This window comes from Streptomyces tibetensis, assembly GCF_007655005.1.
Lineage (GTDB): Bacteria > Actinomycetota > Actinomycetes > Streptomycetales > Streptomycetaceae > Streptomyces > Streptomyces tibetensis.
In genome coordinates this window covers 105,166-130,679 of the sequence record NZ_SZVW01000027.1, presented here as the reverse complement: position 1 = coordinate 130,679, position 25,514 = coordinate 105,166, and the positions used below count along the sequence as shown (strand labels likewise).

Annotated in this window: 18 protein-coding genes; 11 read left to right on the top strand and 7 right to left on the bottom strand. The window is 71.1% G+C overall.

From position 1 onward, the window contains the following. Positions 1-354: 354 nt before the first annotated feature. The gene (locus FDO69_RS41430) at positions 355-1,014 is read right to left on the bottom strand and encodes an AfsR/SARP family transcriptional regulator (RefSeq protein ID WP_159030685.1); all 660 of its coding nucleotides are present in this window, start codon (positions 1,012-1,014) and stop codon (positions 355-357) included. A 487-nt stretch (positions 1,015-1,501) separates the two neighbouring features. On the opposite strand from FDO69_RS41430, the gene FDO69_RS36170 reads away from it, so the two are divergent. The 11 genes from FDO69_RS36170 to FDO69_RS36120 all read left to right on the top strand — a co-directional run bounded on the left by FDO69_RS36170 (position 1,502) and on the right by FDO69_RS36120 (position 18,436). Then, the gene (locus FDO69_RS36170) at positions 1,502-2,047 is read left to right on the top strand and encodes a hypothetical protein (RefSeq protein ID WP_199838353.1); all 546 of its coding nucleotides are present in this window, start codon (positions 1,502-1,504) and stop codon (positions 2,045-2,047) included. Between the two features lies 1 nt (position 2,048). Further along, the gene (locus FDO69_RS36165; RefSeq protein ID WP_104787127.1) at positions 2,049-2,354 is read left to right on the top strand and encodes a LysM peptidoglycan-binding domain-containing protein; all 306 of its coding nucleotides are present in this window, start codon (positions 2,049-2,051) and stop codon (positions 2,352-2,354) included. Positions 2,355-2,358: 4 nt separating this feature from the next. Beyond that, a complete protein-coding gene (locus tag FDO69_RS36160) occupies positions 2,359-3,510 on the top strand; it encodes a hypothetical protein (RefSeq protein ID WP_104787124.1) in 1,152 nt (383 codons plus the stop codon). Further along, positions 3,510-4,016, top strand: a complete 507-nt coding sequence (locus FDO69_RS36155; RefSeq protein WP_104787121.1) for a phage baseplate assembly protein V — start codon at positions 3,510-3,512, stop codon at positions 4,014-4,016. Before FDO69_RS36160 ends, FDO69_RS36155 begins: the two co-directional genes overlap by 1 nt. Next, positions 4,016-4,333: a hypothetical protein gene (locus tag FDO69_RS36150; RefSeq protein WP_104787118.1), complete on the top strand. Its 318-nt coding sequence runs from the start codon at positions 4,016-4,018 to the stop codon at positions 4,331-4,333. The genes FDO69_RS36155 and FDO69_RS36150 overlap by 1 nt, the downstream gene beginning before the upstream one ends. Then, the gene (locus FDO69_RS36145) at positions 4,330-4,728 is read left to right on the top strand and encodes a GPW/gp25 family protein (RefSeq protein ID WP_104787115.1); all 399 of its coding nucleotides are present in this window, start codon (positions 4,330-4,332) and stop codon (positions 4,726-4,728) included. The genes FDO69_RS36150 and FDO69_RS36145 overlap by 4 nt, the downstream gene beginning before the upstream one ends. Next, the gene (locus FDO69_RS36140; RefSeq protein WP_104787112.1) at positions 4,725-7,283 is read left to right on the top strand and encodes a baseplate J/gp47 family protein; all 2,559 of its coding nucleotides are present in this window, start codon (positions 4,725-4,727) and stop codon (positions 7,281-7,283) included. The genes FDO69_RS36145 and FDO69_RS36140 overlap by 4 nt, the downstream gene beginning before the upstream one ends. Positions 7,284-7,414: 131 nt before the next feature. After that, positions 7,415-9,868: a baseplate J/gp47 family protein gene (locus FDO69_RS36135; protein ID WP_138430258.1), complete on the top strand. Its 2,454-nt coding sequence runs from the start codon at positions 7,415-7,417 to the stop codon at positions 9,866-9,868. After that, positions 9,865-12,060: a phage tail protein gene (locus FDO69_RS36130; RefSeq protein WP_159030684.1), complete on the top strand. Its 2,196-nt coding sequence runs from the start codon at positions 9,865-9,867 to the stop codon at positions 12,058-12,060. The genes FDO69_RS36135 and FDO69_RS36130 overlap by 4 nt, the downstream gene beginning before the upstream one ends. A 2-nt stretch (positions 12,061-12,062) precedes the next feature. After that, a complete protein-coding gene (locus FDO69_RS36125) occupies positions 12,063-14,738 on the top strand; it encodes a DUF6519 domain-containing protein (protein ID WP_104787104.1) in 2,676 nt (891 codons plus the stop codon). An 8-nt stretch (positions 14,739-14,746) separates the two neighbouring features. Continuing rightward, positions 14,747-18,436: an eCIS core domain-containing protein gene (locus FDO69_RS36120; RefSeq protein ID WP_104787101.1), complete on the top strand. Its 3,690-nt coding sequence runs from the start codon at positions 14,747-14,749 to the stop codon at positions 18,434-18,436. Positions 18,437-18,458: 22 nt separating this feature from the next. Here the strand turns inward: FDO69_RS36120 and FDO69_RS36115 are convergent, their stop codons facing one another. The 6 genes from FDO69_RS36115 to FDO69_RS42485 all read right to left on the bottom strand — a co-directional run bounded on the left by FDO69_RS36115 (position 18,459) and on the right by FDO69_RS42485 (position 25,371). Beyond that, positions 18,459-20,342 carry an ATP-binding protein gene (locus FDO69_RS36115; protein ID WP_104787098.1) on the bottom strand — a complete coding sequence of 628 codons (1,884 nt, stop codon included), beginning with the start codon at positions 20,340-20,342 and terminating at the stop codon, positions 18,459-18,461. Then, positions 20,339-21,601, bottom strand: a complete 1,263-nt coding sequence (locus FDO69_RS36110) for a Pvc16 family protein (protein ID WP_104787096.1) — start codon at positions 21,599-21,601, stop codon at positions 20,339-20,341. Before FDO69_RS36110 ends, FDO69_RS36115 begins: the two co-directional genes overlap by 4 nt. Continuing rightward, complete coding sequence (locus FDO69_RS36105) at positions 21,598-22,329, bottom strand: hypothetical protein (RefSeq protein ID WP_104787093.1); 732 nt, start codon at positions 22,327-22,329, stop codon at positions 21,598-21,600. Before FDO69_RS36105 ends, FDO69_RS36110 begins: the two co-directional genes overlap by 4 nt. A gap of 239 nt (positions 22,330-22,568) precedes the next feature. After that, positions 22,569-23,294: a hypothetical protein gene (locus FDO69_RS36100; RefSeq protein WP_104787090.1), complete on the bottom strand. Its 726-nt coding sequence runs from the start codon at positions 23,292-23,294 to the stop codon at positions 22,569-22,571. A gap of 3 nt (positions 23,295-23,297) precedes the next feature. Continuing rightward, the gene (locus FDO69_RS36095; protein WP_104787087.1) at positions 23,298-23,816 is read right to left on the bottom strand and encodes a phage tail protein; all 519 of its coding nucleotides are present in this window, start codon (positions 23,814-23,816) and stop codon (positions 23,298-23,300) included. A 25-nt stretch (positions 23,817-23,841) separates the two neighbouring features. Further along, positions 23,842-25,371, bottom strand: a complete 1,530-nt coding sequence (locus tag FDO69_RS42485; protein ID WP_104787085.1) for a phage tail sheath family protein — start codon at positions 25,369-25,371, stop codon at positions 23,842-23,844. Between the last annotated feature and the right edge of the window lie 143 nt (positions 25,372-25,514).

The window sequence follows — 25,514 nt, the reverse complement described above, 5'->3', positions numbered from 1 at the left end:
AACTGCTCGCCGTCTGACACAACCGATCATGTGTTGCGACGATCCCTAGAAACCGCCTCCTGCGCGTGGACGGGGCCTTTCGGTGACCACGCCAGTCGTGATCGGCCGGACAGATCCTGGTACTCCGGCAGGACTTTGGCGCCTGAACTGGGGCGTTGTCGAGCGGATGGAGTATTGGCTTCCGGGCAGAACACGTCCCAGGCGGCCTCGTGCGGGCGATCGCCAGCCTGGACCCGGTCCGGTTCGTCGAGCTTTGACATCAGGGATCGACTACTCCGAAGGCACGCTCGAAGAGCCCCGTTCCCCCGTGTCCGCCCGTGCTGGGTGGTGCTGGACCGGATCTCGTGGGGGTTGTCACCTTGGCCGGGTCGGAGGTGCAGCGGTGGCAGGTAGGGATCGCAGCCTGGCCGTTGCGGGCGGGCAGGCTGCGAGGAGGGCGCTGGTCGCCGGCGTGGGCTGGACGCCGAGTTCCCGTTCGAATGTTTCCACGCAAACCTGATAGGCCCGCCGGGCCTCGGCGAGATTGCCCTCTGCAAGGTGCACCCGGAGCACCGCCCGGTGTGCGCTCTCACGCAGGACGTCGGCGCGCAGCGCAGTCAGAGCGGCATCGATCGCGAGCCCGAAGTGACCTTGCGTGCACAACTGTTCGGCAATGCCCTCCAGAGTGTGGAGCCGCAGCTGACGCAAACGTTCGCGATCGTCGATCAGCCATTCGTCATGCCAGTCCGGCAGCAGGTCCTGGGCCGGAACGCCTGCTGCCCACGTGGCCGCGTCAACCGTTCCGCCGCCCAGCACGCCCATCGAGTGCTCGACCTGTTCCCGGATGTCGATCTCGGCGTGCGCCGTGAGATAGACCTGCTCGCCCAGGCTCTCGACGAGCTGTGGCACAACCTGGTTGACGCGCCAGATCGCGGTGCGCAGCCGGGCCAGAGCCCGCTGCTCGTCCGTCTCCGGCCACAGCGTGCCAGCCAGCGCGCTGCGGGCTGTACGGCCTCGTAGGGCGAGCAGCGCCACCAGCCGCTGTGCGCCCCCGGGCAGCTCCGTCTCCCGCCCTTCCACGGTCAGCCGGAACTCGCCCGTCAGGATGACGGCGACTCGCTGTCGGACCCGGCCCCCGGGGCGCCGTCGAGTGGATGCGCCCCCAGAGGTGCTCCTGGGTTGCAGGGCGTCGATCCTTCCGTGCGTACCCGTCATCCTCGTCCTTCCTGCTGGGTCGCAGCCGTCGTAGCGTCCCGTTCTGTCTGCTCCGGTCGAAGATGCCGATTTGCCGCGCGATATTCGACGTCGACACCCTCGTCCCGAGGGTGAAGCGTGCGGTGGCCGGGTGACGCGACGTAGGGGTGTGACGGGCGGGTGACGTCGGCGTGACGCCCATGGTGCAGCCTTCTTGGTCGTGAGCACCTTTCCGGGAAGTCCGCGGACTCTGCGGGGCGCCATCGTGGCTGTTTCGCGGGCGAATCCACTCGCCCGAATCGTGATCTTCCAGTACAACCCGGATTTCGTGACTCGTTCAGTCCGTCCTCGCTCGGCTCCCAAGGAGACCCCGTCCGCACCGGAGGACGCGCACCGAATCTGGGGCGCCCCGATCGAGTCCGTCACCATGACGGTCGAGGTGGACGCCGCCGACCAGTTGGAGAGCGGCGATCCCGTGGCGGCGGCGACAGGGATCGGCCCCCAGCTGGCCGCGCTCGAGATGCTGCTCTACCCGAGCAGTGCCCTCGTCATCGCCAACTCCCTCCTTCTGCAGGCCGGAACCATCGGAGTGCTGCCCCCGGAAGGGCCGCTGACCCTGCTTGTGTGGGGACCCGCGCGGGTGGTGCCCATCCGGCTGGAGAGCCTGTCCATCACCGAGCAGGCCTTCGACGCGGAGCTCAATCCGGTCCGGGCCGCCGTCGAACTCTCCGCCCAGGTCCTCTCGTACCACGACCTTCCGGTGAGCGATCCCGGTTACGCCTTGTTCCTCGTCCACCAGGTACTCAAGGAAGCCATGGCCACGACCGCGGCGGTCTCCGGGGCCGTCTCCAGCCTCACCACGGCAGGGAGCTGACATGCCCGGACCGAGCCGCTACGCCGCCGTCGACATCGCCACCGCCTCCGTGGCCGACGGGGCCGGAGGGGTCCGCCAGGTCCGCCACCTGCGTCGGCGCCCCCTTTCCGACCCGCAGCAGACGCGTGTCCTCGCACTCCATCAGGTCGGCCCGGGGGACCGCATGGACCTCATCGCGGCGCGTCATCTGGGGGATCCCACCGCCTTCTGGCTCATCGCCGATGCCAACGGTGCGCTCGACCCCGACGAACTGGTCGGGCCGCACGCAGAGGGCTCCCTCCTCGTCATCCCCGTTCCGGAGGTGTGAGCCGTTGGCCTCGCTCGGACTCCGGCTGACCGTGCTCGCCGGGCCCAGCCTCCCCGTACCGCTCCCCGGACCCCTCACCGCCCGCGTTCGGTCCGTGGAGGTGACCGAGAACGACAGCGAGCGGTCGGTGTTCACCCTGACCCTGGACGCAGGACGGTCCGCGACTGCGGGCGCCGTCGACGTCCCCGGGCTCATCGGCCCGCCCCTGACCGCATTCTCGCGGGTCGTGGTCGTGGTCCACCTCGGGGTGGTGCCGTTCGTCCTCTCCGACGGGATCGTCACCGAGGTGAAACTCGCTCCCGGAGACGGTCCCGGAGCGGCGACCCTGTCCGTCACGGGGGAGGACGTCTCGTGCCTGCTCGATCGCGAGGAACGCGACGTCGAGCATCCGGCGATGGACGCGTACGCGCAGGTGCTCCGCGTACTCGCCCCCTACGCCGCCCGCGGCGTCCTGCCACGGGCTGTACCCCCGGCTGTGCTCGATCCGCCGCTGCCCATCGACCGGATCCCCACACAGCACGGCACCGATCTGGCCCATCTCAATGCGCTGGCCCGCGACCACGGGCACGTCGCGTACGCCATGCCCGGGCCTGCGCCGGGTACCAGCACTTTCTACTGGGGGCCCGCTGTACGCACTGGTCCACCGCAGCCCGCGCTCTCGGTCGACCTGGGTCCGCAGACCAACGTCACTGAGATCCACTTCCGTACCGAAGCCCTTGGCCCGGTCGCCATCCAGGGCAAGGTGATGGATCGTCAGACCGGACTCGCGGTACCTGTCGTGGTACCCGTCGGCGTACGTCCGCCCCTGGCCGCCGTCCCGTTCGCCGCTGCCAACCTCGGACAGACCAGGGTCCGCCGCCTGCGCGGGGCGACCAGCAGTACCATCGCCGCCTATGCAGAGGCGCGCGCGGAGGTCGACCGGTCCCTCGACGCGGTGATCGCGGAAGGACGGCTCGACGGCGTCCGGTACGGCGCTGTCCTCCGTCCCCGTGCCTTGGTCGGCGTACGTGGCGCCGGCTGGTCCCACGACGGGTTGTGGTACGTGCGTGAGGTCCGGCACGAACTCACGATCGGCGGCTATCAGGCGTCGTTCGTCCTGGCCAGGGACGGCCACGGCGCGCTGACGCCCGTGCTGCCGGTGGGCGGGGTCATCTGATGGAGAACGAGACCCGTTTCTACGGGAAGTACCGGGGGACCGTGGTCCAGAACCTCGATCCGCAGGGGCGCGGCCGGGTCCAGGTCTCCGTCCCGGCCGCCCTCGGAGACGGCAGGCTGGCCTGGGCCGAGGCTTGCGTCCCGTATGCCGGACCCGGTGTGGGGTTCTACGCAGTGCCCCCGATGGGCGCCTCCGTCTGGGTGGAGTTCGAGCAGGGCAACCCTCAGTACCCGATCCTCGCCGGGGCGACCTGGGCGACGATACAACGCGCGCCCGCGCCCGCCCTCCCCGCCGTGAAGGTCTGGAAGACGGACTCCGTCACGATCACCCTCAGCGATCTGCCGGGCGTGGGCGGACTGACAGTCGAGGTCGGTGCCCCGGCCGCGGCCGTACCCATGAAGATCGCCTGCACCTCCGCGGGCATCGAGTTCTCGATCGGAACCTCCAGCGTGAAGCTGACCCCAGCCTCGGTCTCCGTCAACAACGGCGCACTGGAGGTGATCTGATGCCCGGTGTCGCGGTGCAGGCCGGAGCTGCCGTGCGTTGTGTGCACGGTGGCGCGGCACAGCCCACCGAGACGAGCCCCCGGGTACGGCTGGCCGGTGCTCCGGCCGTCACCACGGGCGCGCCCTGGACGTTGCTCGGCTGCCCCTTCCCGCCCGTCTCCGGCGGACCCTGCACCACCGCGTCATGGTCCGTCGGGAGCGTCCGTGTGACGTCCATGGGCCGTCCCCTGGTCATCCAGGGCGGCTTCGCAACCTGCGTGCCGACCGGCGTGCCGCTGATCGTCGCCACCGCCCAGCCCCGAGTGAGGCTCACATGACCGGAGGCCGGGGGGCACACCTTGCTTTCCCCCTGCGACTGGACCGCCGCGGGCGGCTCCGGCGTTCCGAGGAGGAGGCATACCTGCGCGGGCTCGTGGAGGCGGTGCTGTTCACCAGGCCGGGGGAGCGGATCAACCGGCCCGACTTCGGCAGCGGCGTCCACGCCCTCGTCTTCGCACCGGCCGGGGACGAACTCGTCGGCGTCACCCGCTCCCTCGTACAAGGCAGCCTCCAGCAGTGGCTGGGAGACCTGATCCGGGTCGAGGACGTCCGCGTCCGGGCGGAGGAGTCCACTGTGGAGGTCACCGTGGTCTACGCGCCGCTGCGGGCGGGCGCCGTCGTCGGCGCGCCCCGAACGATGACGGTCGGCGGAGTGCCTGGGGGCGCGCCGTGAGTCCTTCGCCCGAGGCCCTGGCGGACGTCCTCGCCGGCACCGTCGACCGCGAGGCGCGGCGCGCCCTCGTGCGTCAGCAGACCGACCCCAGGCCCAACGGCATCGACACCGTCGAGGTGCTGACCAACGCGCCCGGCACGCCCGGCCACGAGCCCGACGTGCCCAGCAGGCAGACCCTGCTGGTACGCCTGCTCGAATCGGTCGAAGCCGAGGTCCTGCACGCCGGGACGGTACGTGTCCTTGGCGGCGTCCGTCCGGACCCCCGGATCAACCCGGTGCGGGTCGAGTGGGCGTACACCGCCGAGGACGTCCTGAGCGGTGCGCCGCTGCCCGGGGTCGACGGGGCCGTCCGGCGACTTGTCACCCACGCCACCGTCGAGGACGTGCTGGACTGTGTGCTTGTCGTCCGTACCTCCTCCAGCGGCGACTGGTCCACCTACGTCCTCGCGCTGACCGAAGCGGACGGGCGGACCACGCTGCCCGGTTTCGACCCCCTGCTCTCCCGCGCGGCGTTCGCCTTCACCGTCGACTGCCCGTCCGAACTCGACTGTGCTCCCGCCGCCCCTGCGTGCCCGCCCGCACTCGGCGCCTCCCCGGTCCTGGACTACCTCGCTCGGGACTACGACGCCCTGCGCGGCCGACTGCTGGACCGGCTCGGCGCCCTGATCCCCGGATGGACCGACCACAGCCCGGCCGATCCGGCCGTCACCCTCGTCGAACTGTTCGCTGCGCTCGGGGACCGGCTGGCCGCCTGGCAGGACGGTGTTGCCGCCGAGGCGTACCTGGGCACGGCACGTCGGCGCACCTCCGTACGGCGCCATGCGCGGCTGCTGGGGTACCGGGTTCGGGAGAGCGTCAGCGCCCGCGTCTGGCTGGCGTTCGAGACCGACGGCGTGGCCGCGTCGGCCGTGAAGCTACGCGAGCGCACGCCCGTCACCCAGTCCGCCGATGGAACGGCCGCTGCGCAGACCGTCCGCGAGGCACTGGAGTCGGGCGCGCTCGTCTTCGAGACCTGCGCCGAAGCCAAGCTGACCAAGGCACGCAACCGGATCGCCCTGTACTCCTGGGGAGCACCGTGGCACTGTCTGCGGCCGGGCAGCACCTCTGCCTTCCTCGTCCACCCGGACTCCGAGCCTCCCGAGTTGGAGGCCGGGGACGTCTTGATTCTGGGACCGGCAGGGCAGGGCCGGCGGACCGGGGCCCCGGCACGGCTGCAGGCCATCGTGCTGGATCGTGATCCCGTCCCCCACCACGACCCCCTCAACCCCGACCACACGGTGCTGGAGATCCACTGGGCCGGCGAGGACGCCCTGCGCGCCCCGCTCCAGGTGACGGAGGACGAGCGGGACCCCCGCGGACTGCCAGTCCCGGTCGCCGAGGCCCGCGCCAACATCGTCCTCGCCGACCACGGCGGCACCCTCGCCGGCGAGTCGCTGGGCCCATTCCGGCCGGGCAGCCGAAACCGTCCGCGACTGCCGAGAACCGGACTGGCGTGGGCCCAACCCGCGCCGACAGCGCACCGCAGCGCCACCTCCGCCCTGCGGCCCGACGCCCACCGCGCCCAGGCGCAGGTCCAGGTCCGCGACGGGCTGCGCGTATGGCGGCCGGCAGCGGAGCGCCTGCCCGGAGACCGGCTCGCCGCGACGTTCGCCGTCGAGACCGACGACGACGGCACGGTCCGGCTCCGGTTCGGCGACGGCGCGTCCGGCCGCATGCCGGCGCCCGGCAGCGCCCTCGACGCCACGTACCGGATCGGCGGCGGCACCGTCGGCAACATCGGGCCCGACACCCTGGGAATCCTTCTTCCCCTCCCTGGCTCCGGCACCGTGCCGGCCGGAGTCACCGTCACCAATCCGTTGCCGGCGGCCGGCGGCGCCGATCCGGAGACCCTGGCCGAGGTCCGCGCGCTCGCCCCCCACGCCTTCCGCTCCCCGCTCCGGGCCGTCACCTCCGCCGACTACGCCGACGTGGCCATGCGCCATCCCGGTGTGCAGCGCGCCGTGGGCCGCCGGCGCTGGACGGGCTCCTGGTACGCGCAGGAGGTGATCCTGGATCCTCTGGCGGCGTTCGCGGACGACCGTTCGATGCCGACCGAGATCGCGGAGCTGCTGGAGACCCACCGGATGGCCGGGGCCGACGTGGAGGTGACCCAACCGACCTACGTACCGCTGGAGATCGTCATGGACGTGTGCCTCCTTCCCGGCCTTCGGCGCGCCGACGTCGCCGCCTCGCTCACCCGGGCCTTCTCGGCGGGCCGGCTACCCGACGGCAGCCGCGGCTTCTTTCATCCGGACAACTTCACCTTCGGCACACCCCTGTTCCTGTCGGACGTCGTCGCCACGGCGATGGCGGTGCCCGGTGTCGCCCGGGTCGACGTGGACGACGATGCGGACCACCCCACGGGCCTGCGTTTCCGCCGGATGGGCGTCCCGCCATCCGGAGAAGTGCAGCGGGGTCGCATCGACGCCACCGCCGGCGAGGTGCTGCGGGCGGACAGCGATCCGAGCAATCCGGAGAACGGGCGGATTGTCTGCCGGATCGTAGGTGCCCGATGAACCGGCTCTGCGGATGCCGCGACGGGTGCGCCGGCGACCCATCCGAGCCGGCGGCGCCCAAGGTGTACAACCTGCCCCGGCACACAGCCCTCGCGTGGCGCATCGCATCTCACGCCGACTCCCTCGGACGGATGCGGGCCGCGCTCGCCGCCGACGGCGCCGCGCTCCCGGGTGACGACGCGGCGAGCGCCCTGCTCGACAGCTGGGCGTACGTCGCCGACGTGGTCTCCTTCTACACGGAGCGGATCGCCAACGAGGGCTTCCTGCGCACCGCCACCGAACTGGAATCCGTCCGGGAACTCGCCCGAAGCCTCGGCTACGAGCTGCGTCCCGGGGTCTCGGCCACGGCCGATCTCGCCTTCACGGTCGAGGATCTGCCGGGAGCCCCCGGCTTCGCGGACGTCCCCGCAGGTACCCCCGTCCAGTCGGTGCCCGCCGCCGGCCAACTTCCGCAGACCTTCGAGACCGAGGCGGACCTCCGGGCTCTCGCCTGTTGGAACTCCGTGCCGCTCGCTCCCACCGTCGCCCAGCCAATGCGCCCGGGCACCACCGCTATCTGGGTCCGCAGCGGGGCGACCGGAGTCCGCCCCGGCGCCGGCCTGCTCGTTGTCGGCCGGGAACGACTGCAGGACCCCGAGAACAAGCGCTGGAGCTACCGCGTCATCGAGTCCGTGACCGAGGCCCCCGACGGGCACGTGGGATGGACGCGGCTGACAGTAAACCCTGGACTCGGCAAGAGGGAGGATCCCTCCACCGTGGCCCAGGAAGAGGTCGAGGTATTCGTGTTCGAAGAACGGGCCTCCCTCTTCGGCTGGAACGCGTCCGATCCCGGCCTGCTGTGTGTACCCGGCCGCCCGTCTCCGCCTGGTTCGGTGGGCTGCAAGGACCTCGATCCGGACCATCCAGATCAGGAAATCACCGTGACCTGGAAGCATGCTGACGCACTCGCTCCCGATCAGCCGGCGGAGCAGGGGCGCATCGAGCTGGACGGCGACCACCCCGGCCTTCTCACAGGCACGGGAGACGAGGTGGCTACCGCGTCCTGGCTGCTGTTGGAGAGCCACAGCAGCCGCGACCTGTACCGCGTCATGGGTGTGGAGCCGGGTGGTGAGGCTCGCTACGCACTCAGCGGACGTCTCACTCGCGTGAGGCTGGACAGGAAGACCCGGCTGGACAAGTATGACCGGCGCCGGACGCTGGTGCACTGCGTGTCCCGCCTCTTGCCGGCTCGCGTCGTACCGCCCACTGACGCCGTCCAGACCACCGAACTGCTGCTGGCCCGGACGGAGCCGCTGCTTCCGGCCGGCCGGACCGTCCTGGTCACCGGGCATCCGCACGGCGAGGCCCCCACCGGAGCGGACGTCGGCGCCGCCGACCTGGAACCGTCGCCGGAGTGCTTCCGCGCAGTCGTCGTCGAGTGCACCCCCACGACGGGCATGCCCCCCGAGGCCGAACCTGCCATGAAGGTTACGCTCGACCGCGCGACGCCCAAGCTCGACCCGCGGTCCCTGCGCCTGCTCGCCAACGTCGTCGGTGCGACCCACGGTGAGACCGTCCGGGAGGTCCTCGGCAGCGGCGACGGCCGCCTGCCCTTCCCACAGTTCCGGACCCGGCGCGGCCCCCTGACCCACGTACGCGCTCAGAGTGCCACCGGCGCACACCCTGCCCTGGAACTCAGGGTCGACGGAGTGGTCTGGTCGCATACCCCCGCCCTCGACACAGCCGCCGGTACGGACCGGGTCTACACCCTGCGCACGCAGGAGGATGGCGAGGGCTCCCTGCTGCTGGGCGACGGGATCCACGGTGCTCGCCCGGCCTCCGGGGTGGAGAACATCACCGCCACCTACCGCGTCGGCATCGGCGCCGAAGGCGCGGTCGACGCGGGGCGTCTCAGTCTGCTCACCCGCCGCCCGCTCGGGATCAGGTCCGTGACCAACCCCTACGCCACCCGCGACTGGGCGCCCCCCGAAGGGCCGGCCGACGCCCGCCGCAACGCCCCGCAGCGGGCCAGGGCCCTCGACCGGGCCGTATCAGTCGCCGACCACGAGGACTTCGCCGCCGGATACGCGGGCGTGAGCAAGGCCCGAGCCGATGCCGTGTGGAACGGGGCGTCGGCCACCGTCGTGATCAGCGTCATCCCCGCGGCGGGCGACACCGCCTCGAGCGGGCTGCTCGCGGACCTGCGGCGCTCCCTGGAAGCGGCCCGTGACCCTGCCACAGGGTTGGAGGTCATGGCGGGGGAGAAGATCTTTTTCGGTCTCGCCGTGGAGCTGCGGCACGATCCCGCGTGCGACCAGGCCGCGGTTCACGCGGCCGTGCTTGCCGCCCTGAACGAGACGTACGCGCCCGCCGCCCGCGGGTTCACCGAACCGGTCACGCCGGCCGGCACGTTGCTGACCATCCGCCGCACCCCGGGCGTGCTCGCCTGCACCATGCCCCGGCTGGCGCTTGCTTCTGACACAGGAACGAACGTGCCGGCGCTCACCGCCGCCCCCGCGCGATGGCTCCCCGGGGCCCCACGGCCGAGCGCCGCGCAGCTCCTGACCGTGGCCCCGGACCGGATCGAGATCGGAGAGATGCAGTGAGCACCACCGAACCGGCCGTCCGGGCACAGTCGCTGGAGCTTCTGCGGAGCCGGCTCCCCTCCCACCTCCTCGCCCGTGACGCCGAGTCGGGCGGTTTCCTCGGCCGGCTGCTCGACGCCGTGGCGGGCGAACTCGCCCTCTTGGAGGCCGATCTGGAGGACCTCTACGACGCCTGGTTCGTCGAGACGTGTGCCGACTGGACCCTGCCGTACCTGGCCGACCTCATCGGACTCGACGACCTGCCCACGGGCCTCGGGCTGCCCGCCGGGCCGCGCGCCCTCGTGGCGAACACGGTGACCTACCGCAGACGCAAGGGGACGGTGGGCGTACTGGAGCAGGTCGCCCAGGACATCACCGGGTGGCCCGCGCGGGCCGTCGAGTTCCATCGCCTGCTCGTCACGGCCACGCACACCAACCACGTCCACACGGACCGGCCGGCCACGGCGTCCGTACGCGACGCCACGCGCGCCGAACTCTGCGGTCTCGACCTCGCGGGCGTCCGCTCGCTGACGCCCGGCCTCGACCCCCTCGCCCACACGGCGGACGTGCGCCGCATTACGTCGGGACGAGGGCGGTACGGCATTCCTGCCGTGGGCGTCTTCCCCTACCCGCTCCAGGTGCACGAGATCGGCCGGCCGGATGCAGCACCGGGCGGCACGGGGACGGCCGACGGCTGGTCCAGGGCACGGCGCAGAGAGGCGGGCGGCGGCTGGACCTTCGACCCGCTCGGCCGGCTGTCGCCGCTCTTCGAACCTCCACCGGGCGACGAACGCCCGGAGGGCTCCGCGGCACGGAACGGAGAGGCGGAACTGCCCGTTCCCATGCGTCCCCGACGACTGCACCGGCTGCTGGAGACAGCACGGGCGAGGTACCCCGACCCGGTGCTCCTGCCGCTCGGCGTCCGCCTCGGCGCGGACACAGCTCTCCCGCCGCACGCGATCCGCGTCCGGGGGCTCGAACCCCTCGCGCCCGACCAAGAGCGGCAGGTGGTCGTGGATCCGGTCGACGGTACGCTCACCTGCTACCGGGGCTGCGAGGCGGACGATCCCGCGGACGTCTTCGTCCGCTACGCCTACGGGGCGCTCTGCGACGTCGGCGCCGGCGGCCACGACCGGAGCGCGGCGCACGAGCGGGCCCTCGCCCTGACCGGCTGTTCGCCCGCGGGCGGTGGTGTGAACCGGATCGTGGACGGGTCCTCCGTGGGAGCCGGAGCGGCGGGACCGGCGACGCCCGCGGCGACGGTCGGGGCAGCGCTCATCCGCGCCAGGACCGTCCTGGAAGGCCTGTCGCAGGACGAACGCCCAGGTGCCGGATACGTGGTGTCGATCACCGACAACGCCACCTACCAGGAGTCGGCCATGGGCGTCAGGCTGCCCGACCGTACGCGGCTCTTCCTCGTGGCAGCGCAATGGCCGGGCGAGCACACCCCGGGCGCGATGAGTCTCCAGGCCGCCGAGACCGTCGGCTACGTACCCGACGGCCTGCGTCCGCATGTGCGCGGCACGCTGACTGCCGCAGGCGGCGAGGGAGCCGGCGTCCTGATCGACGGACTGACGATCGAGGGGGACCTCATCGTCGCCACCGGCCGGCTCGACGCACTGACGCTCAGCCACTGCACCCTCACCGGTCGGCTTCGGGTCGAGGAGGGACCGGACGGCAACAACGGTGAGCTGAGGATCAACGTGCTCCGCAGCGTACTGGGAGGCGTCGAACTAGCTGCCCCGGCAGCCCTGTTGTGCGCGAGCGACTGCGTGATCGACGGGAACGTGACCGCGGTGGAAGCCCACGGGTCGTTCGAAGGGTGCACGGTCCGCGGGGACGTGACGGTCCGATCACTGGACGCCGCGAGCTGCCTTCTCGACGGCAGAGTGACGGCCGGCGACCGGCAGACCGGCTGCGTGCGGTTCAGCTATACCGGCCCCGGGTCCCGCACCCCGCGGCGACACCAGTGCGTACCCGCGGAGGCACATGGAGCCGCCCCCGAGCCGCGGTACGCATCCGTGACCCCCGGCTCGCCCCTGTATCTCGCACTGTCCCGCGACTGTCCCGAACCGATCCGCACCGGCGCGGAGAACGGCGCCGAGATGGGGGTCCACCAGCACCTCGGGCGCCCCCTCCGGCTCGCCGCCGTGGAACGGGGACTCACGCCTTATCTGCCCGTCCAACTCGACCTCGGAATCTGTGGGAGCTGACCATGCAGGGCGACTTCAGTCGCTGGACCTTCGATTCGCGGGCGCGGTTCCGCTCCGTACTGCTCCAGCAGGGGCGGGTCCTGCTGGACGCGGACTGGAACGAACAAGCCCAGATCACCGCCCACCACGATGAGACCCGGGCACGTGACGCCTTCGGCCGCGCCGGCGTGCCGATGGAGGTCGAGGACTCCTTCCGGATCACCGACAAGGACGGCAAGGACCCGGCGGGCACGCCTTGGGGGGACCTGCGGATCACGAACGGGCGTATGTACGTCGACGGCGTGCTGATCGAGGCCCACGAGAGAGCGGATGGCATCACGCTGGGGGACCAGCCCGACCTGCCGGCCATCGGCGACGACGATCCCGGGCTGGACGAGCCCACCGAGGACGGGCGCTACGCCCTCTACGTGGAGGTGCGCACGCATCACGTCACGATGGACGAGGCGCCGACCCTGAGGGAGCCCGCCCTCGGCGGCCCGGACACCACCACCAGGGCTCGCACGATCGGGCAGGTGAAGTGGGCACGCGCGTACAACCCGGGCACGACCTGCCGCGATCTGCGGGAGTCCGGCTGGAAGGTGCCGGAGCAGGGCACCATGACCCCCGCCCTGAAGGCCGGGACCGTGGGTGACGATCCCTGCGCCCTTACTTCGGAGGCCCGGTACACGCGACTGGAGAACCAGCTCTACCGCGTGCAGGTCCATCAAGCGGGCGCGAGCCCGACCTTCCTCTGGTCGAGGGAGAACGGGAGTGTCACCGCCGTGCTGCGTGACATCGACACGACGGGGATGCCGGCCGGGAAAGCCGTGCTGAGCGTGGACAGAGAAGGCCGTGACGCGTCGCTGTCCATCGCCCACGGGGACGTGGTCGAGATCACCAGCACCGCGTGGCAACTGCGAGGCAGACGCGGCAAACTGGCGAAGGCGGTCCAACCCGACGGGCGACGCATCCCCGTGGTCTGGCTCGACGGGGGCACCGACCTCGCGGCCCTGGGATCGACGCCCATCGTCCGCCGCTGGGAGAGCGCGCCGCTGCCCGCCGTCGACAACACGCCCACCGACCTCGAGGGCGGAATCTGCGTCACGTTCAAAGACGTCGCGAAACTGCGGACCGGCGACTACTGGCTGATCACGGCACGCTCCGCCCGGCTCGCCTTCGGACTGGCGGACGAGGCGGGCACGTTGCTGCCCGTTGGCATCGACGCGGCGGGCACACCCCGGAAACCGGACGGACCGCAGGTCCACGCTGCTCCGCTGGCCATGCTGGAGCGCAAGACGGTCGGCGGCGTCGCCCAGTGGACGCTGGAGTCGGACTGCCGCAGCATCGCGCCATCCTTGACCCAGCAGACGACCCTGAACCTCGTCGGCGGGGACGGCCAGGCGGCACTGCCGGGGCGGGAGTTGCCGGGTGCGATCCGGGTGGTGGTGCGGAACGGTGACATCCCGGTCCCTCACACCCCCGTGCTCTTCACACCGAAGGGCGGCACCATCCGCACGAAGGAAGCCGTGAGCCCCCACCCTGCGGACAACCCCGTCCTGACGGACCAGTTCGGCGTGGCGGAGGTGTGGTGGACCCTCAACGCCGCGGGTGCCCATGCGCAGACACTTGAAGTGCAACGCCTGGACAGTGCGGGTGAGGGCACGGACGTGAAGGTCGTCGTCAACGGCTGTCTCAGCAAGGCGGTGGACATCGGCTGGACGGCCCCGGAGGGATGCACGAATTTCAGCAGCTCTCAGACGGTGCAGAAGGCACTGGAGTGGCTGGTCGGCAGCCGCGAGGTGCGCCTGCTCGGCGGCGACGGCCAGTATCTGCCGACGGGGGAGAAGGTGCTGCCCCAGCGGATCCGGGTCATCGTGGACTCCCCGTGCGGTCCGGTTAAGGGCGAGAAGGTACGGGCGACAGCCTCGTCCGGAGGTTTCGTCAAGCGGGCCAATCCAAATGACCCCCGACCCACATCTCTGAACGGCGGACTCACGTCGGACACCGCGGATACTGAGTCGGACGGCGGCGCCGCGTTCTGGTGGCAGCCCACGTTCGTGGGGGCGGCGACGGACACTCTCGAGCTACGGCAGGAAGTCGGTACGGCGCGGGCACCGATCGTCGTGACAGCGCAGCCGGGGGTCTCGTTCAAGCACCGCGAGGGCATGCACATCACGGACATCCATTTCACCGGCGACGAGGGGGAGAAACTCAAAAACGACCACTTCATCACCCTCGACCAGCTGGAGAACGGCATCACGGTCAAGTTGGACCACGATGTCGAGCCGCACAGCGTCATGAGTTTCACCAGCGGCACTGCCAAGAATAAGCCGGTTGTGCGCGTCGTGCTGGAGATTCGGTATCCCAATCAAGCAGCGTATTGGGGGTTCATGCCCGTGACCATCGAGGCAGATTTGGCTGTTGCGGGGAATACGATCACGTGGACGCCTGAAACGTTCACGTGGGGGAGGCTCACCGAATTCCTCGCAGGACAGTTCATCGGCACATCCAATATGCTGGGGCGTTTCCAAATGGATGGCTGGGCCATCATGTCCAAGACGGGTAACCTGCATCTGAACGGGCACGCCAACGCGCGCCTGGACGGTATGCGCACGGTGTACGGGATCAGCCCGGCCAATCCCACCGACGACCAAGTGACCGGAGGCCGCTTCGAGCAGTGGTTCTGGCTGGTGGGATAGGTGTCGCCGTGACCACCCGCACATCGGCCGACCGCCGCAGCAAGAAGCCGAAGAAGCCCGCACGGGACCAGTCGAAGGACGTCGGCACGGTCTCCGTCGGCGCGAGCGGGGTGCACGACATCGCGCGCCTTCCGGCACGCCCCCGTCAACCGCAGCCGCCTACGGCCGCGTTGCGGCTGAGCGCGCCCGGTGACGCCTCCGAGCGCCAAGCCGACGCCGTGGCCACGCGGATTGCGCCTCGTGCGCAGGTTGGCTTCTCCGCCGGACCGACCCGCCCCGCCGGCGTGCTCCGCATGCCGAGCGTGGCGGACCACGGCCCCGGCGGAGGAGCCGTTCCGGCAGGGGTGCGGCAGGTCGTCGCCGGCGGCGGCCAAGGCCGCCCTCTCGCCCCCGACCTCCGCTCCCGCATGGAGCCGCATCTCGGCACGGACCTCGGCGCCGTACGCGTCCATACCGGACCCCAGGCCGCGGCGGCCGCAGCCGCGATCGGGGCGCGGGCCTTCACCGTCGGCGCGTCTATCTATCTCGGCCGCCACGAATCCCCCTACGACCTGCGGCTGATGGCACACGAGGCCACCCACACGGCCCAGCAACAGGAGCACACCGCCGCCCGCGCCACCGTCATGCGTCAGATGGCCTCCGCCGCACCGCTCCCCGATTTCCTCGGCTCGCTGGCCGCCCCCGTGCGGGCCCTGCCGGGTTACACCGCTCTGACCCTGATCTCGGGCAAGGACCTGCTGTCCGGAGCACCCGTCAAGCTCGACCGCGACCAACTCGTCGCACAGCTCCTCGCCTCGGGGCCCTTCGGACCTGTCGCCGGTGAGGTGGTCAAGGCGGCAGGCGTGATCGGCCAGGTCTTCTCCCTCCTGACCGAGGGCCTGGCACAGCACAATCTCACGGGCGCCCACCTCTCGCGTGAGCTCGCCGAGGCATGGGACGAGATCCACCTCGGGCAGAGCACCGAGGCCATGCTCGCCGTCGTCCGCAAGCACGTCGGGGCCGTCCTGGCCGACATCAGGGCGTTCGTCGGCGCCGTCGCCGCCCGCGTCATCGCCCTCATCCGGACCGCTGCCGCGGCCATCGTCGAACCCCTCCTGGAAACACCGCAGTTCAAGCCGGTCTGGGAGCTTGCCAAGAAGGTGCTGCGCTACGACCCGCTGCGCGACCGGCCCGTCGAGGCCACGACGGTGGAAGTCCTCGAGGACTTCCTGCGCCTGATCGGCAAGGAGTCCGCCCTCGCCCAGATGAAGGAGCGCGGGACGCTGCAGAAGACGGCGGACTGGCTCGACGCCCAGGCGGCGGCGTTCACGGGCATCCTCGGCGAACTGCGAGCGCTCTTCCGGGACGCCTGGGCCGCGATCCAGCCGCAGAACCTCCCTGATCTGATGGGCAATCTGAAGTCCCTGGCAGAACGGGCCTTCGCCCTCGTCGGCCGGATCGGGAACTTCGCAGGGACCGTCATCGGCAAGGTGCTCTCGCTCGTCAAGGACGCGCTGCTGGGGTGGCTCTCGCAGTACGCCCACAAGATCCCCGGCTTCCACCTACTGACGGTGATCCTGGGCAGGAACCCCTTCACCGGCGAGCTGGTCGAACGCAACGCCCAGAACCTCATCAAGGGGTTCATCACCCTGCTGCCGGACGGCGAGGCAACGTACGAGCAGCTCGCCTCCTCCGGAGTCGTCACGGAGGCGGCGGCCGGCATCGAGAGCGAGATGGGGCGCCTCGGCATCTCCACCGAGATGATCACGTCGACCTTCCGGGGCGTCTGGGACACACTTCAGCTTCAGGACCTGCTCGACCCGATCGGCGCGTTCCTCAAGGTGACCGCCAAGTTCGGCGAACCACTGGGCCGTGTCGTCCAGTTCGTCGCCGTCGTGGTTGAGGTCGTCATCGGCCTCGTCCTCAAGCTGATGAACTTCCCGACCGATCTGCTCGCCCGCATCCTCGCCAACGTCAAGCGCTCAGTCGCGGACATCAAGCGGGACCCGGTGGCCTTCCTGCTGCGCATGCTGGAGGCGCTGAAGACCGGGTTCATGCACTTCTTCGACCACATCGGCTCCTACCTCGTCCAGGGTCTGGTCAAGTGGCTGTTCCGGGGACTGGGCAAACTCGGCATCACCATCCCAGTCGAGCTGAGCCTCAAATCCGTCCTGGGCCTTGTCTTCGAGGTCCTCGGAGTCAGCGTCGAGACTCTGTGGCAGAAGCTCGGCAAGCACATCGGCCCCGAGCGGGCGGCCGCACTCAGGAATACGGCGGGCGTACTGACCGGGGCCTGGGCATTCGTCGCGGACGTACAGGCGCGCGGTGCGCCGGCGATCGCCGACTTCCTCGCCGGTCAGCTGAGCAACCTGTGGGACACCGTGCTGGGCATGGCCCGGGACTGGATCACGCGCGAGATCATCGAGGGTGTCGTCGCCAAGCTCCTGTCCATGCTGGACCCGACCGGCGTCATGGCCGTCGTCAACGGCTTCATCGCGTTCTTCCGTGCCGTGCAGTCGGCCATCGAGTACCTGCGGGACATCCTGGAGATCGTGGACCAGTACGTGACTACGTTCGCGGAGGTCGCGGCCGGCCGGATCGACCCCGGTGCCCAGATGATCGAGAAGGGCCTGGCCAACGCCGTTCCCGTCGCGATCGGCTTCCTCGCCGCGCAGGTCGGCATCGGCAACGTGCCCGAGGCCATCGTGGGCATCATCCGCCAGGTGCAAAAGCTCGTCGACGAGGCACTGGAATGGCTCTTCACCCAGGCGATGAGGGTCGGCGCATCCGCGCTCCAGGCCCTCGGCGTCGCCGGGCCGGAAGCCCACCCCGGTGAGCCCGCGGCGAAGTCCGGTGAGAAGCCCGGTGCGATCGACGTGCACTTCGATCTCATGGGTGAGGACCACGAGATCTTCACCGACCCGACCGGCCGGCTCATGGCCGCGTCGAAGAAGCCCAAGCCCGTCGGAGACCTGGAAGGACTGGACGCGCTCCACAAGAAGTACCTCGCTCTGTCGTCCACGGCTCCCAAGGAGACCCGTACGGAACTCATCGCCAGAATGATCCAGCAGATCAAGGAGCTCGGCCTGCTGATCGAAGGCAAGGGCGATCCCCCGAATCTCGGTGAGGTGGCCCCGCATCAGGCCCAGACGCAGCGCTTCAGGCCGGCAGTCAAAGAGGCTCGCTACGCCCAGCTCTGGGAGCTGGAGTCGGAGCACGTGATCCCGCGCAGTTTTGTCGACTCCCTGCTCACCGCGCACTACCCGCCGGGTACCGACAAGGCGACGTTCAAGGTCAGGCCCGAAGAGTACGAGGCCATGCACACGATCCTCATCTACCGGACCGCGGCGCACGGAAAGACGTACAGCAAGGAGCACGGAGGGTCGTACTTCAAGACGCCCAAGCCGGTGGAACTGGGCTCCGACGCGTCATTGCTGAAGAAGTTCCGCTCCCGTGCCCAACAGGGAGAGCAGACCGGGCGGGTCGGTGCGGGCGACTCCCCGAAGCATGCCCGAAGGGCCTTCGACCTGCTGGCCAAAGGTGCCGTGCGGCGCACCGCCGAGGCGGTGGCGGCGGACCACAAGGCGCTCCAGAGCCGGCGCGGCAGTGGTCCGGAACCCCGGCCGACCAAGGCGAGGGTCGAGGAGGCGGCCAAGAAGCAGCGCCAGGACATCAACCGCATTCTTTCCGCACGCGGGTTGGAGCCCATGCCCTTCTGATGCCAGGACGCCCCCGGCGCGGTCAGGGTCGCGCCGACGTCCGCCCCGACTTGGCCAGTTCCCAACGCGTCGCCGCCGCCACGTCCTCCTCCGACACCTCGCCTCGCTCCGCCCCCAGGAAGGCGGCGGTCAGCGCCGCCGCCGCGATCGCTCCGCCGGGGAGATCCACCGCGGCCAGTCGCCGGGGGTCCAGGCCCTCGGTCGGGGTCCCGGCCGGGAACGCGCGGGCCCACAGGGCCGCGCGTGCCGAGGGGTCCGGGTACGGGAACGTCACCACCACGCGCAACCGCCGCAGGAACGCCTGGTCCAGAGCGCCCTTCGTATTGGTCGTCAGCACGGCCAGGCCCCGGAACGACTCCATGCGTTGCAACAGATAGCCGACCTCGAGGTTGGCGTACCTGTCATGACTGTCACGCACCTCCGTACGCCGGCCGAAGAGCGCGTCTGCCTCGTCGAAGAGGAGGACGGCCGCGCTGTCCTCGGCGGCCTCGAAGACCCGGGCGAGGTTCTTCTCGGTCTCGCCGATGTACTTGCTGACCACCCGGGACAGGTCCACCACCACGAGGTCCAGGCCCAGTTCCTTCGCGATCACCTCGGCGGCCAGGGTCTTGCCCGTGCCGCTGGGCCCTGCGAACAGAGCGGTCGTCCCGAGTCCGCGCGCCGATGCGGCACCGAAGCCCCAATCCTCCAGCACCCGGCTCCTGTGCCGCATCGCTCCTACCAGCGCCCGTAGCTGCTCCAGCTGCCCCTCGGGCAATACCAGCCGCGACCAGTCCGCGCGGGGCTCCACCACTTGGGCCACCCCGGAAAAGCCGGCCCGCGCCCGCATGCGGCAAGCCGTCCACAGGTCTGCTCCTCGCTCGACCTCCTCGGCTACCGCGTCCAAGTCCGGCACCGACAGGTCGAAGACGCCCGCCGCCGCGGCCGTCGTCTCCGGCCTCTGGGCGTTATCCGGCCCGCAGCGCTCGGCCAGCGCGGCGCCCAGTGCAGCCGCGCGCTCCGCCGCACCGATGCGCGGCACGACGATTCGTACCGCCTCGCGGGCGACCGGAGCCGGTACGGCGCCCATGTCGTGGCCCAGCACCATCGCCGGCACGCTCAGATCCAGCATCGCCCTCAACAGCGCGGGCTCCTCGTCCTGTCGTGCGTCGCCGAGATCCAATGCCCAGGCACAGCCGTCGAGCACCGACTCGCGCTCCATCAGCCTCAGGAACCGCTCCCGGTCCTCGGCGGCTCGAGGCAGGGCCTCGGCCGCCACGACGTGGAGGGCGCGCCCACCGGCCGTCCACGCCGCCTCGGCCGCGACAGCGGTGAGGTTGCCGTGCTGAGGCCCGCTCAGCACCACGATCCGCCCGTCGGCCCAGGCCCGGGCCGTCCCCTCGGCCGCGTTCCGCAGGGTGCCCGTCAACGCATGCCGGACGGTGACCCGCCGGGTGGCCGGGGCCAGCTCCGTGTCGAGGTGCCCTGCCCCGACGAGGTGGTGCAGCAGCCGCTCCGGGACCAACAGCGGGCTGCGCGTGGGCGAGGTTGCGTCGGCCATCGCCACCAGGTGCCAGCGGCGCAGCGGACCCGCCGGGGTCAGGGCGCTCCAGTGCGGATCGGGAAACCGGGACAGCGCCAGTCCGAAGGTCGGACGGGGATCTCCGCCCGCCCCGGCGATGTCGTCGGCGGTCGCGGCCACCAGCTCGGGGCCAGCCGCGAGCAGAAGCACCGCTCGCTCGAACGCGGTCAGACCGAAGCCGACCATCACCTCGTCCAGCGGAGTAGGGCCGTCCAGACGCCGTGCGGCGTCGCCGGCGTTCTCCTCGGCTTCGGCCGTCTCCTCCCCGCGCAGGCGCGCCCGGATGACGCCCAGCTCGGCCACCAGCGCCTCGTGGCATGCCTGTTCCCGCTCCTCGGGCGTCACGGCGTCGCCCCGACGTCTACCACGGGACGACCGAACGTGCTGTCGCCGATCCGTTCCGGCAGGCTGTCCACGCCGTCCACCCGTACCCTCACCAGCCAGATCCCCTCCGGCACGTCGCTGCGCGGCACCTTCTGCTCAGTCGTCTCCGTCGCCACCCTGGGCAGATCGAAACTGAGATCGGCGGGAGTGTCCGGACCGCCGCCCGACCGGTGGGTCAGGAGGACGGTCACCCGCTGGCCCTTCCTGAGCGGCGGGTCGAGGGTCAGGACGACGTCCGTTGCGGTCGTCTCCGCCGTGACCTTGGGCCGTACCAGGAGCGGTACGGCGTTCGACGAGGCCAGCGTCCGCGACGGCTGTTCCCCGGGTCCCGGCGGGGACCGGTGCAGTACCTGCACGGAACGCACACCGGCCGGAACTCCGGTGAGGGGACCGACGTGCACCTCAGAGTCGGACGAGCCGGGGCCAGGAGCGAACTCGACCGGCCCGATGACCACGCGCGTATCCGGTCCCAGCAGACGCCGGCCGCGCAGGACCACGGTCGCACGCTCCACCACGGCGGTCGGGCCGGGGCCCGCCGCCTCGACGGACTCCAGCAGGGGCCCTCCCGTCGGCCGGGGGTCCACGGTCCGGATCAGCACAGGAGGTGCGACCCTGACGTGGTCGTCCGAGGTGATCACGGCGGCGGACGCCAGCCAGGCCACCGACAACACGCTCTCGTTGCCGCCGCCGAACATGCCCCACAGGTTGGACATCTCCTCCAGCGAGAGCGTGAGGGGGGACAGCCGCGCCGGTTCCCTCCCCATCTCCAGAGGGACCTCCCGCAGGAGGGGTCCGATCGCGTCGTCGTCGCGGTAGCGGTCCACGGCCTTGGCGACGACGGCCGTCGTGAGCACGGGGGTGGCGGTGAGGGATCCCAGCGCCGTGCCGAGCAGCCGTTGCGGCTCCAGCGACTCGTCGTCGCCGTAGCAGCTGATGAGGTAGTGCAGATCGACCGCGGCCGTGGGCCGGGCCATGAGCGAATCTCCGGAGCGACGGGTCGGCAGCGCGGCGACGTTCCCCGTGGCCTGTGGGGTGACCTGGTAGCAGTAGACGTTGATTCCGCGCTGCGGGTTGCCGTCCGAATGAGCCAGCTTCGATGGGTGACGGGTCGTCACCATGACGCCGGCCGCAACCCCGGACCGCTGCGGCGGGTCCAGCTCGCGCTGCAGGACGAACCGGATGGTCGTGGTGATGGCGGCGAGCGCCAGGGCACTGTTCACCTCCGCTCCCGTCGGCGGGCGAGGTAGGCCGCATGGTCGGAGACGGAGCGGCGTCGGGGTGCCGCCGGGGGAGGCGGGGGAGGCGCCGGGTTCGCGGTCCGGGTGACGGTGAGCCGGTCGATGTGGACGTGCACCTCCGACGGCACGGGGCGCTCCGGCGCACCGGTGTCTCTCGGGGCTTCCGCGACGGGCTGACGCACGCTCATCACGCCCGGCTGCACGGTGACCGCGCCGGGGGCCGGGGTCCGTCGCCCCGTGGGCGGAGCGGACGGCGAGGCGGGTTCCACCAGTTCGGGAACGTCGCCCGGCTCCAGCGCCCCGTGGGCGGCCAGCGCTGGGAACACGTGTCGGCGCAGCAGTTCGGCGAGGTCCAACGGCGTGCCGGTCGTCCGAGCGGCGGGGCGGTCCGGGTGAAGGGGCGGCTCACCCGGGGCGTCCGGCGCCAGCGACGCGCCGACGGGCTCGTCCGCTCCGTGGCCGGGCGGCTCATGTCCGGACGGCAGGTCGGCGGGCGGCAGCGGACCGGCCGGCGGCGGGGACGTCGGCCGGCGGTCCGCGGTGGCGGTGTCCCTGGTGGGCTCCGAGTCCGGTGCCGCCGTGGTCGTAGGGGTTCCGGACGCGTCCTCGGAGGACGCCGGCGGGGGATCGGCCGCCCACACGGCCTCCACGGGTGCCATGGCGGAGGCGGGCTCCGGCCGGGCCGCCCGGGCGATCGGCGCCGTGCCCATTCCACCGTGGGCGGGTCGGTACGCCGCTCGCCGCGGGTCTCCCGCCGGGGCCGTGAGAGGAACCGGTTCCTGTTTGGGTGCTACGAGCTGTACGCGCGACTCGGCCGCAGCGGCCGGAGCCCCTACGGCGACCTCCCCCCACCGCGGCTCGGAAGCTCCCTCGTACGGCTCGGGCAGCCGCAGCCGGAGCGCGCCCTCCGCTCCCAGCGCCCGTTCGCCCATCCGCCTGAAGAACCCCGTCACGCCGCCCCCCGGCGAGCCAGCCGCAGATACATCCGGCGGCGCTGGGGGGACATGTGCAGCACGTCCTGCTCCCGCCAGCCGAACGCCGCGGCCAGAGCAGCCACCTCCGAGACGAGGGCCGAGGCCGCACTCGCCACCCGGTCCCACAGCAGCCCGCCCATGTCCACCGGCATGAGCGGCGCCGCCCCACAGTCCGGACAGCTGGTCCGCACCACGGCCGCGGCCGCACCCGACAGTTGCTCGGCGGCCTCCTCGACGCGCGCGACCTCCTCGGGGCCCAGCCCCCGCGTGTCGACCGGCTTGCCCGCGGAGTCCGTCACACATCGTGCCAGCAGCTCGCCCGCCGGGTCCGGGACGCGGCCGGCGGCGAGCAGGTCGCGGGCGGTGAGCGCCCGTACGGACAGCTCACGGTTCCGGGGCCCCGGTACCCGGCGCTCGCGTTCCGGCGAGGCCGTCCACAGCGTGCTCACCGGGAGCCGCACGTCCAACTGCGCGTCACACCCCCGGCACGCGACCACGGCCTCCAGCGCCTCGCCGAAGTCCTCCGCGTACATCCGGCCGGCCAAGGCGCAGACGTCACCCAACGGCAGCCCCAGCGCCGACTCGACGTCCTCGGCGAACCCGCCGTGGCAGACCAGTACGGCGGCCCGGGCCGCCGGGGGGACGGCGGCCGCTTCCTCCCAGGCGTCCAGCAGACGAGCGGGGTCACTGAGAGCCGACACACGTCACTCCGAGAAAGACGGCTCGACCGGGACCGGAGTCGACAGGTCGCGCTCCCAGCCCTCGTTCTCCAGCTTCAGCGTCTGGATCGCCACCGCGTTCGCGTTCGCGTCGAGTTCGGGCAGGGCCTGGAACTCCGAGACCCAGCAGCGGAAGATCTTGTACGAGATCGCGAGCTGCCCCGCCTCGTTGTAGAGCTCCAGGATCATGTCCTTGCGGAAGTCCCGCAGCGACGATTCCGCGCCCAGGGCCGTCCCGAAGTTCCACACCTTGTTCGCCCACGCCTCGAACTCCGGGTCGTGGGTGACACCCCTTTCGAGGGTGATCGCCTCGTACTCGGACCGCCCCGGTGATTTCCGGCTGCTGCTGGGATCCCCGCCGTGCCGGTGGGTGACCACCTCGGTGGTCCGCTTCAACGCGCTGACCTTGCTGACCGCGGCGACGTAGCGGCCGTCCCACTGGAGCCGGAACTTGAAGTTCTTGTAGGGGTCGAATCGTGTCGCACTGACGGTGATCTCGGTCATGCCGTCCCTCCTGCCGGGTGCGGGCTCAGGCCGGCGAGCCGGCGGTCTTCTGCTGGATGTGGATGAGGACGAACTCGGCCGGCTTCAGCGGCGCGAAGCCGACGTGGATGTTGACCACCCCGCGGTCGATGTCGTACTGCGTGTTCGTCTGGCCGTCGCACTTCACGAAGTACGCGTTTCGCGGACTCGCACCCTGGAACGCCCCCTGTCGGAACAGGTCCTGCATGAACGCCCCGAGTGAAGTCCGGATCTGCGCCCACAGCGGTTCGTCGTTCGGTTCGAAGACGACCCACTGCGTGCCGCGGTACAGGCTCTCCTCCAGGAACAGGGCGAGCCGCCGCACCGGCACGTACTTGTACTCGTCGGCCAGCACGTCGGCGCCCCGGAGCGTCCGGGCACCCCAGACGACCGAACCGGCGTCCCGGAACGTGCGCAGACAGTTGACGCCCTTGACGTTGAGCGGGCCCTGCTCCGCGTCGGTGAGCACGACCGCGAGACCCTGCGCCCCGGTCAGACCGGCGTCGACCCCGGCAGGCGCCTTCCACACCCCGCGCGCGGCGTCGGTACGCGCCATCACCCCCGCAACAGCCCCGCAGGGCGCGAACTCGTCCACGGCGCCGTCGCGCAGCGGATCGGAGCGGCGAATGCGCGGGAAGTACAGGGCGCAGTTCCGCGCGCCTTCGCCATTGAGCCCCCGCGGGGTGAGCCAGCCACGCAGGGATGTGGCGTCCTTCGCGGCACCGGGCGGGTCCACGATCAGGAAGGCGCGCCTCTTCCAGCAGTAGGCCATCGCCTCCGCCCACAGGTCCTCGGGGAGGTCGGAGGCAGGGGTGGGCGGCGGCAGGCACAGCAGCGTGAACAGGTCAGCCTTCTCCAGGGCGTAGATGCCCTTCTTGCCGTCCTGGCCCGTTGCGCTGTAGTCCTCGGCTCGCAGAGGCACACCGTGCGAGCCGCTGTCAGGGAAGGGATAGGCGGCGGGGGTCGGCGCCGTGGCGGGCGGGGTGTCTACAGCGCGGATCAGCTGCGAGGCGAGCAGAACCTTCTTGACGTGTCGAGGACCCTCGACGCCTGTGACGTTAAGGAACTCCTCCTGGAATCCGGTCGCGGTGTCGGTGACGGTGAGGTGGTAGAGCGACGCGGCGGTGACGCCCGAACCCTGCGCCTCCGCGACCTGCGCTGCCTCCTCCGGCTCCGGGTGCGCCACTGTCACCGTGAGCCCGTTGCCCCACGTCCCGGGGTTGGCGGCCTGGAGCTTGAGCCCTCCGATGCTGACCTCGGCGGGTTCGGCATCCGGTGCGAGGCGCACGACGAGGGCGCTGTTGCCGCCGTTGAGGAAGTAGTCCTGCACCGCGTAGCCGAGACCGCTGGCGCGCCACAGCCCACCGAAGACCCGCTCGAACTCTCCGAACGAGGAGACCATGACCGGATCCTCCACCGGCCCTCGCAGTGCCCGGCCCACGAAGGCGGTGATGGCGGTGGCGACGCCGACAACGGCACGACTGCCGCCGCTGACCTCGCGGATGTAGACGCCAGGATGGCTGAATTGCACCGTCATGACTGCTGGGCCCCTTCGACGACGGGCTGTGTGGCTCGCCGATCGTGCCCGGTCCGCGTCACCGCGCCATCACGGGGGAGTCACCGCCCGGCGGCCGGCCGGTGACGCGGGCGTGACTCTCGGTTGACGCGGAGGTGCGACAT

Coding starts and splice junctions, on each gene's coding strand:
- FDO69_RS36165 (WP_104787127.1), top strand. CDS start 2,049: ATGCCCGGACCGAGCCGCTACGCCGCCGTCGACATCGCCACCGCCTCC.
- FDO69_RS36155 (WP_104787121.1), top strand. CDS start 3,510: ATGGAGAACGAGACCCGTTTCTACGGGAAGTACCGGGGGACCGTGGTC.
- FDO69_RS36150 (WP_104787118.1), top strand. CDS start 4,016: ATGCCCGGTGTCGCGGTGCAGGCCGGAGCTGCCGTGCGTTGTGTGCAC.
- FDO69_RS36145 (WP_104787115.1), top strand. CDS start 4,330: ATGACCGGAGGCCGGGGGGCACACCTTGCTTTCCCCCTGCGACTGGAC.
- FDO69_RS36135 (WP_138430258.1), top strand. CDS start 7,415: ATGCGGGCCGCGCTCGCCGCCGACGGCGCCGCGCTCCCGGGTGACGAC.
- FDO69_RS36125 (WP_104787104.1), top strand. CDS start 12,063: ATGCAGGGCGACTTCAGTCGCTGGACCTTCGATTCGCGGGCGCGGTTC.
- FDO69_RS36105 (WP_104787093.1), bottom strand. CDS start 22,329: ATGGGCACGGCGCCGATCGCCCGGGCGGCCCGGCCGGAGCCCGCCTCC.
- FDO69_RS36095 (WP_104787087.1), bottom strand. CDS start 23,816: ATGACCGAGATCACCGTCAGTGCGACACGATTCGACCCCTACAAGAAC.
- FDO69_RS42485 (WP_104787085.1), bottom strand. CDS start 25,371: ATGACGGTGCAATTCAGCCATCCTGGCGTCTACATCCGCGAGGTCAGC.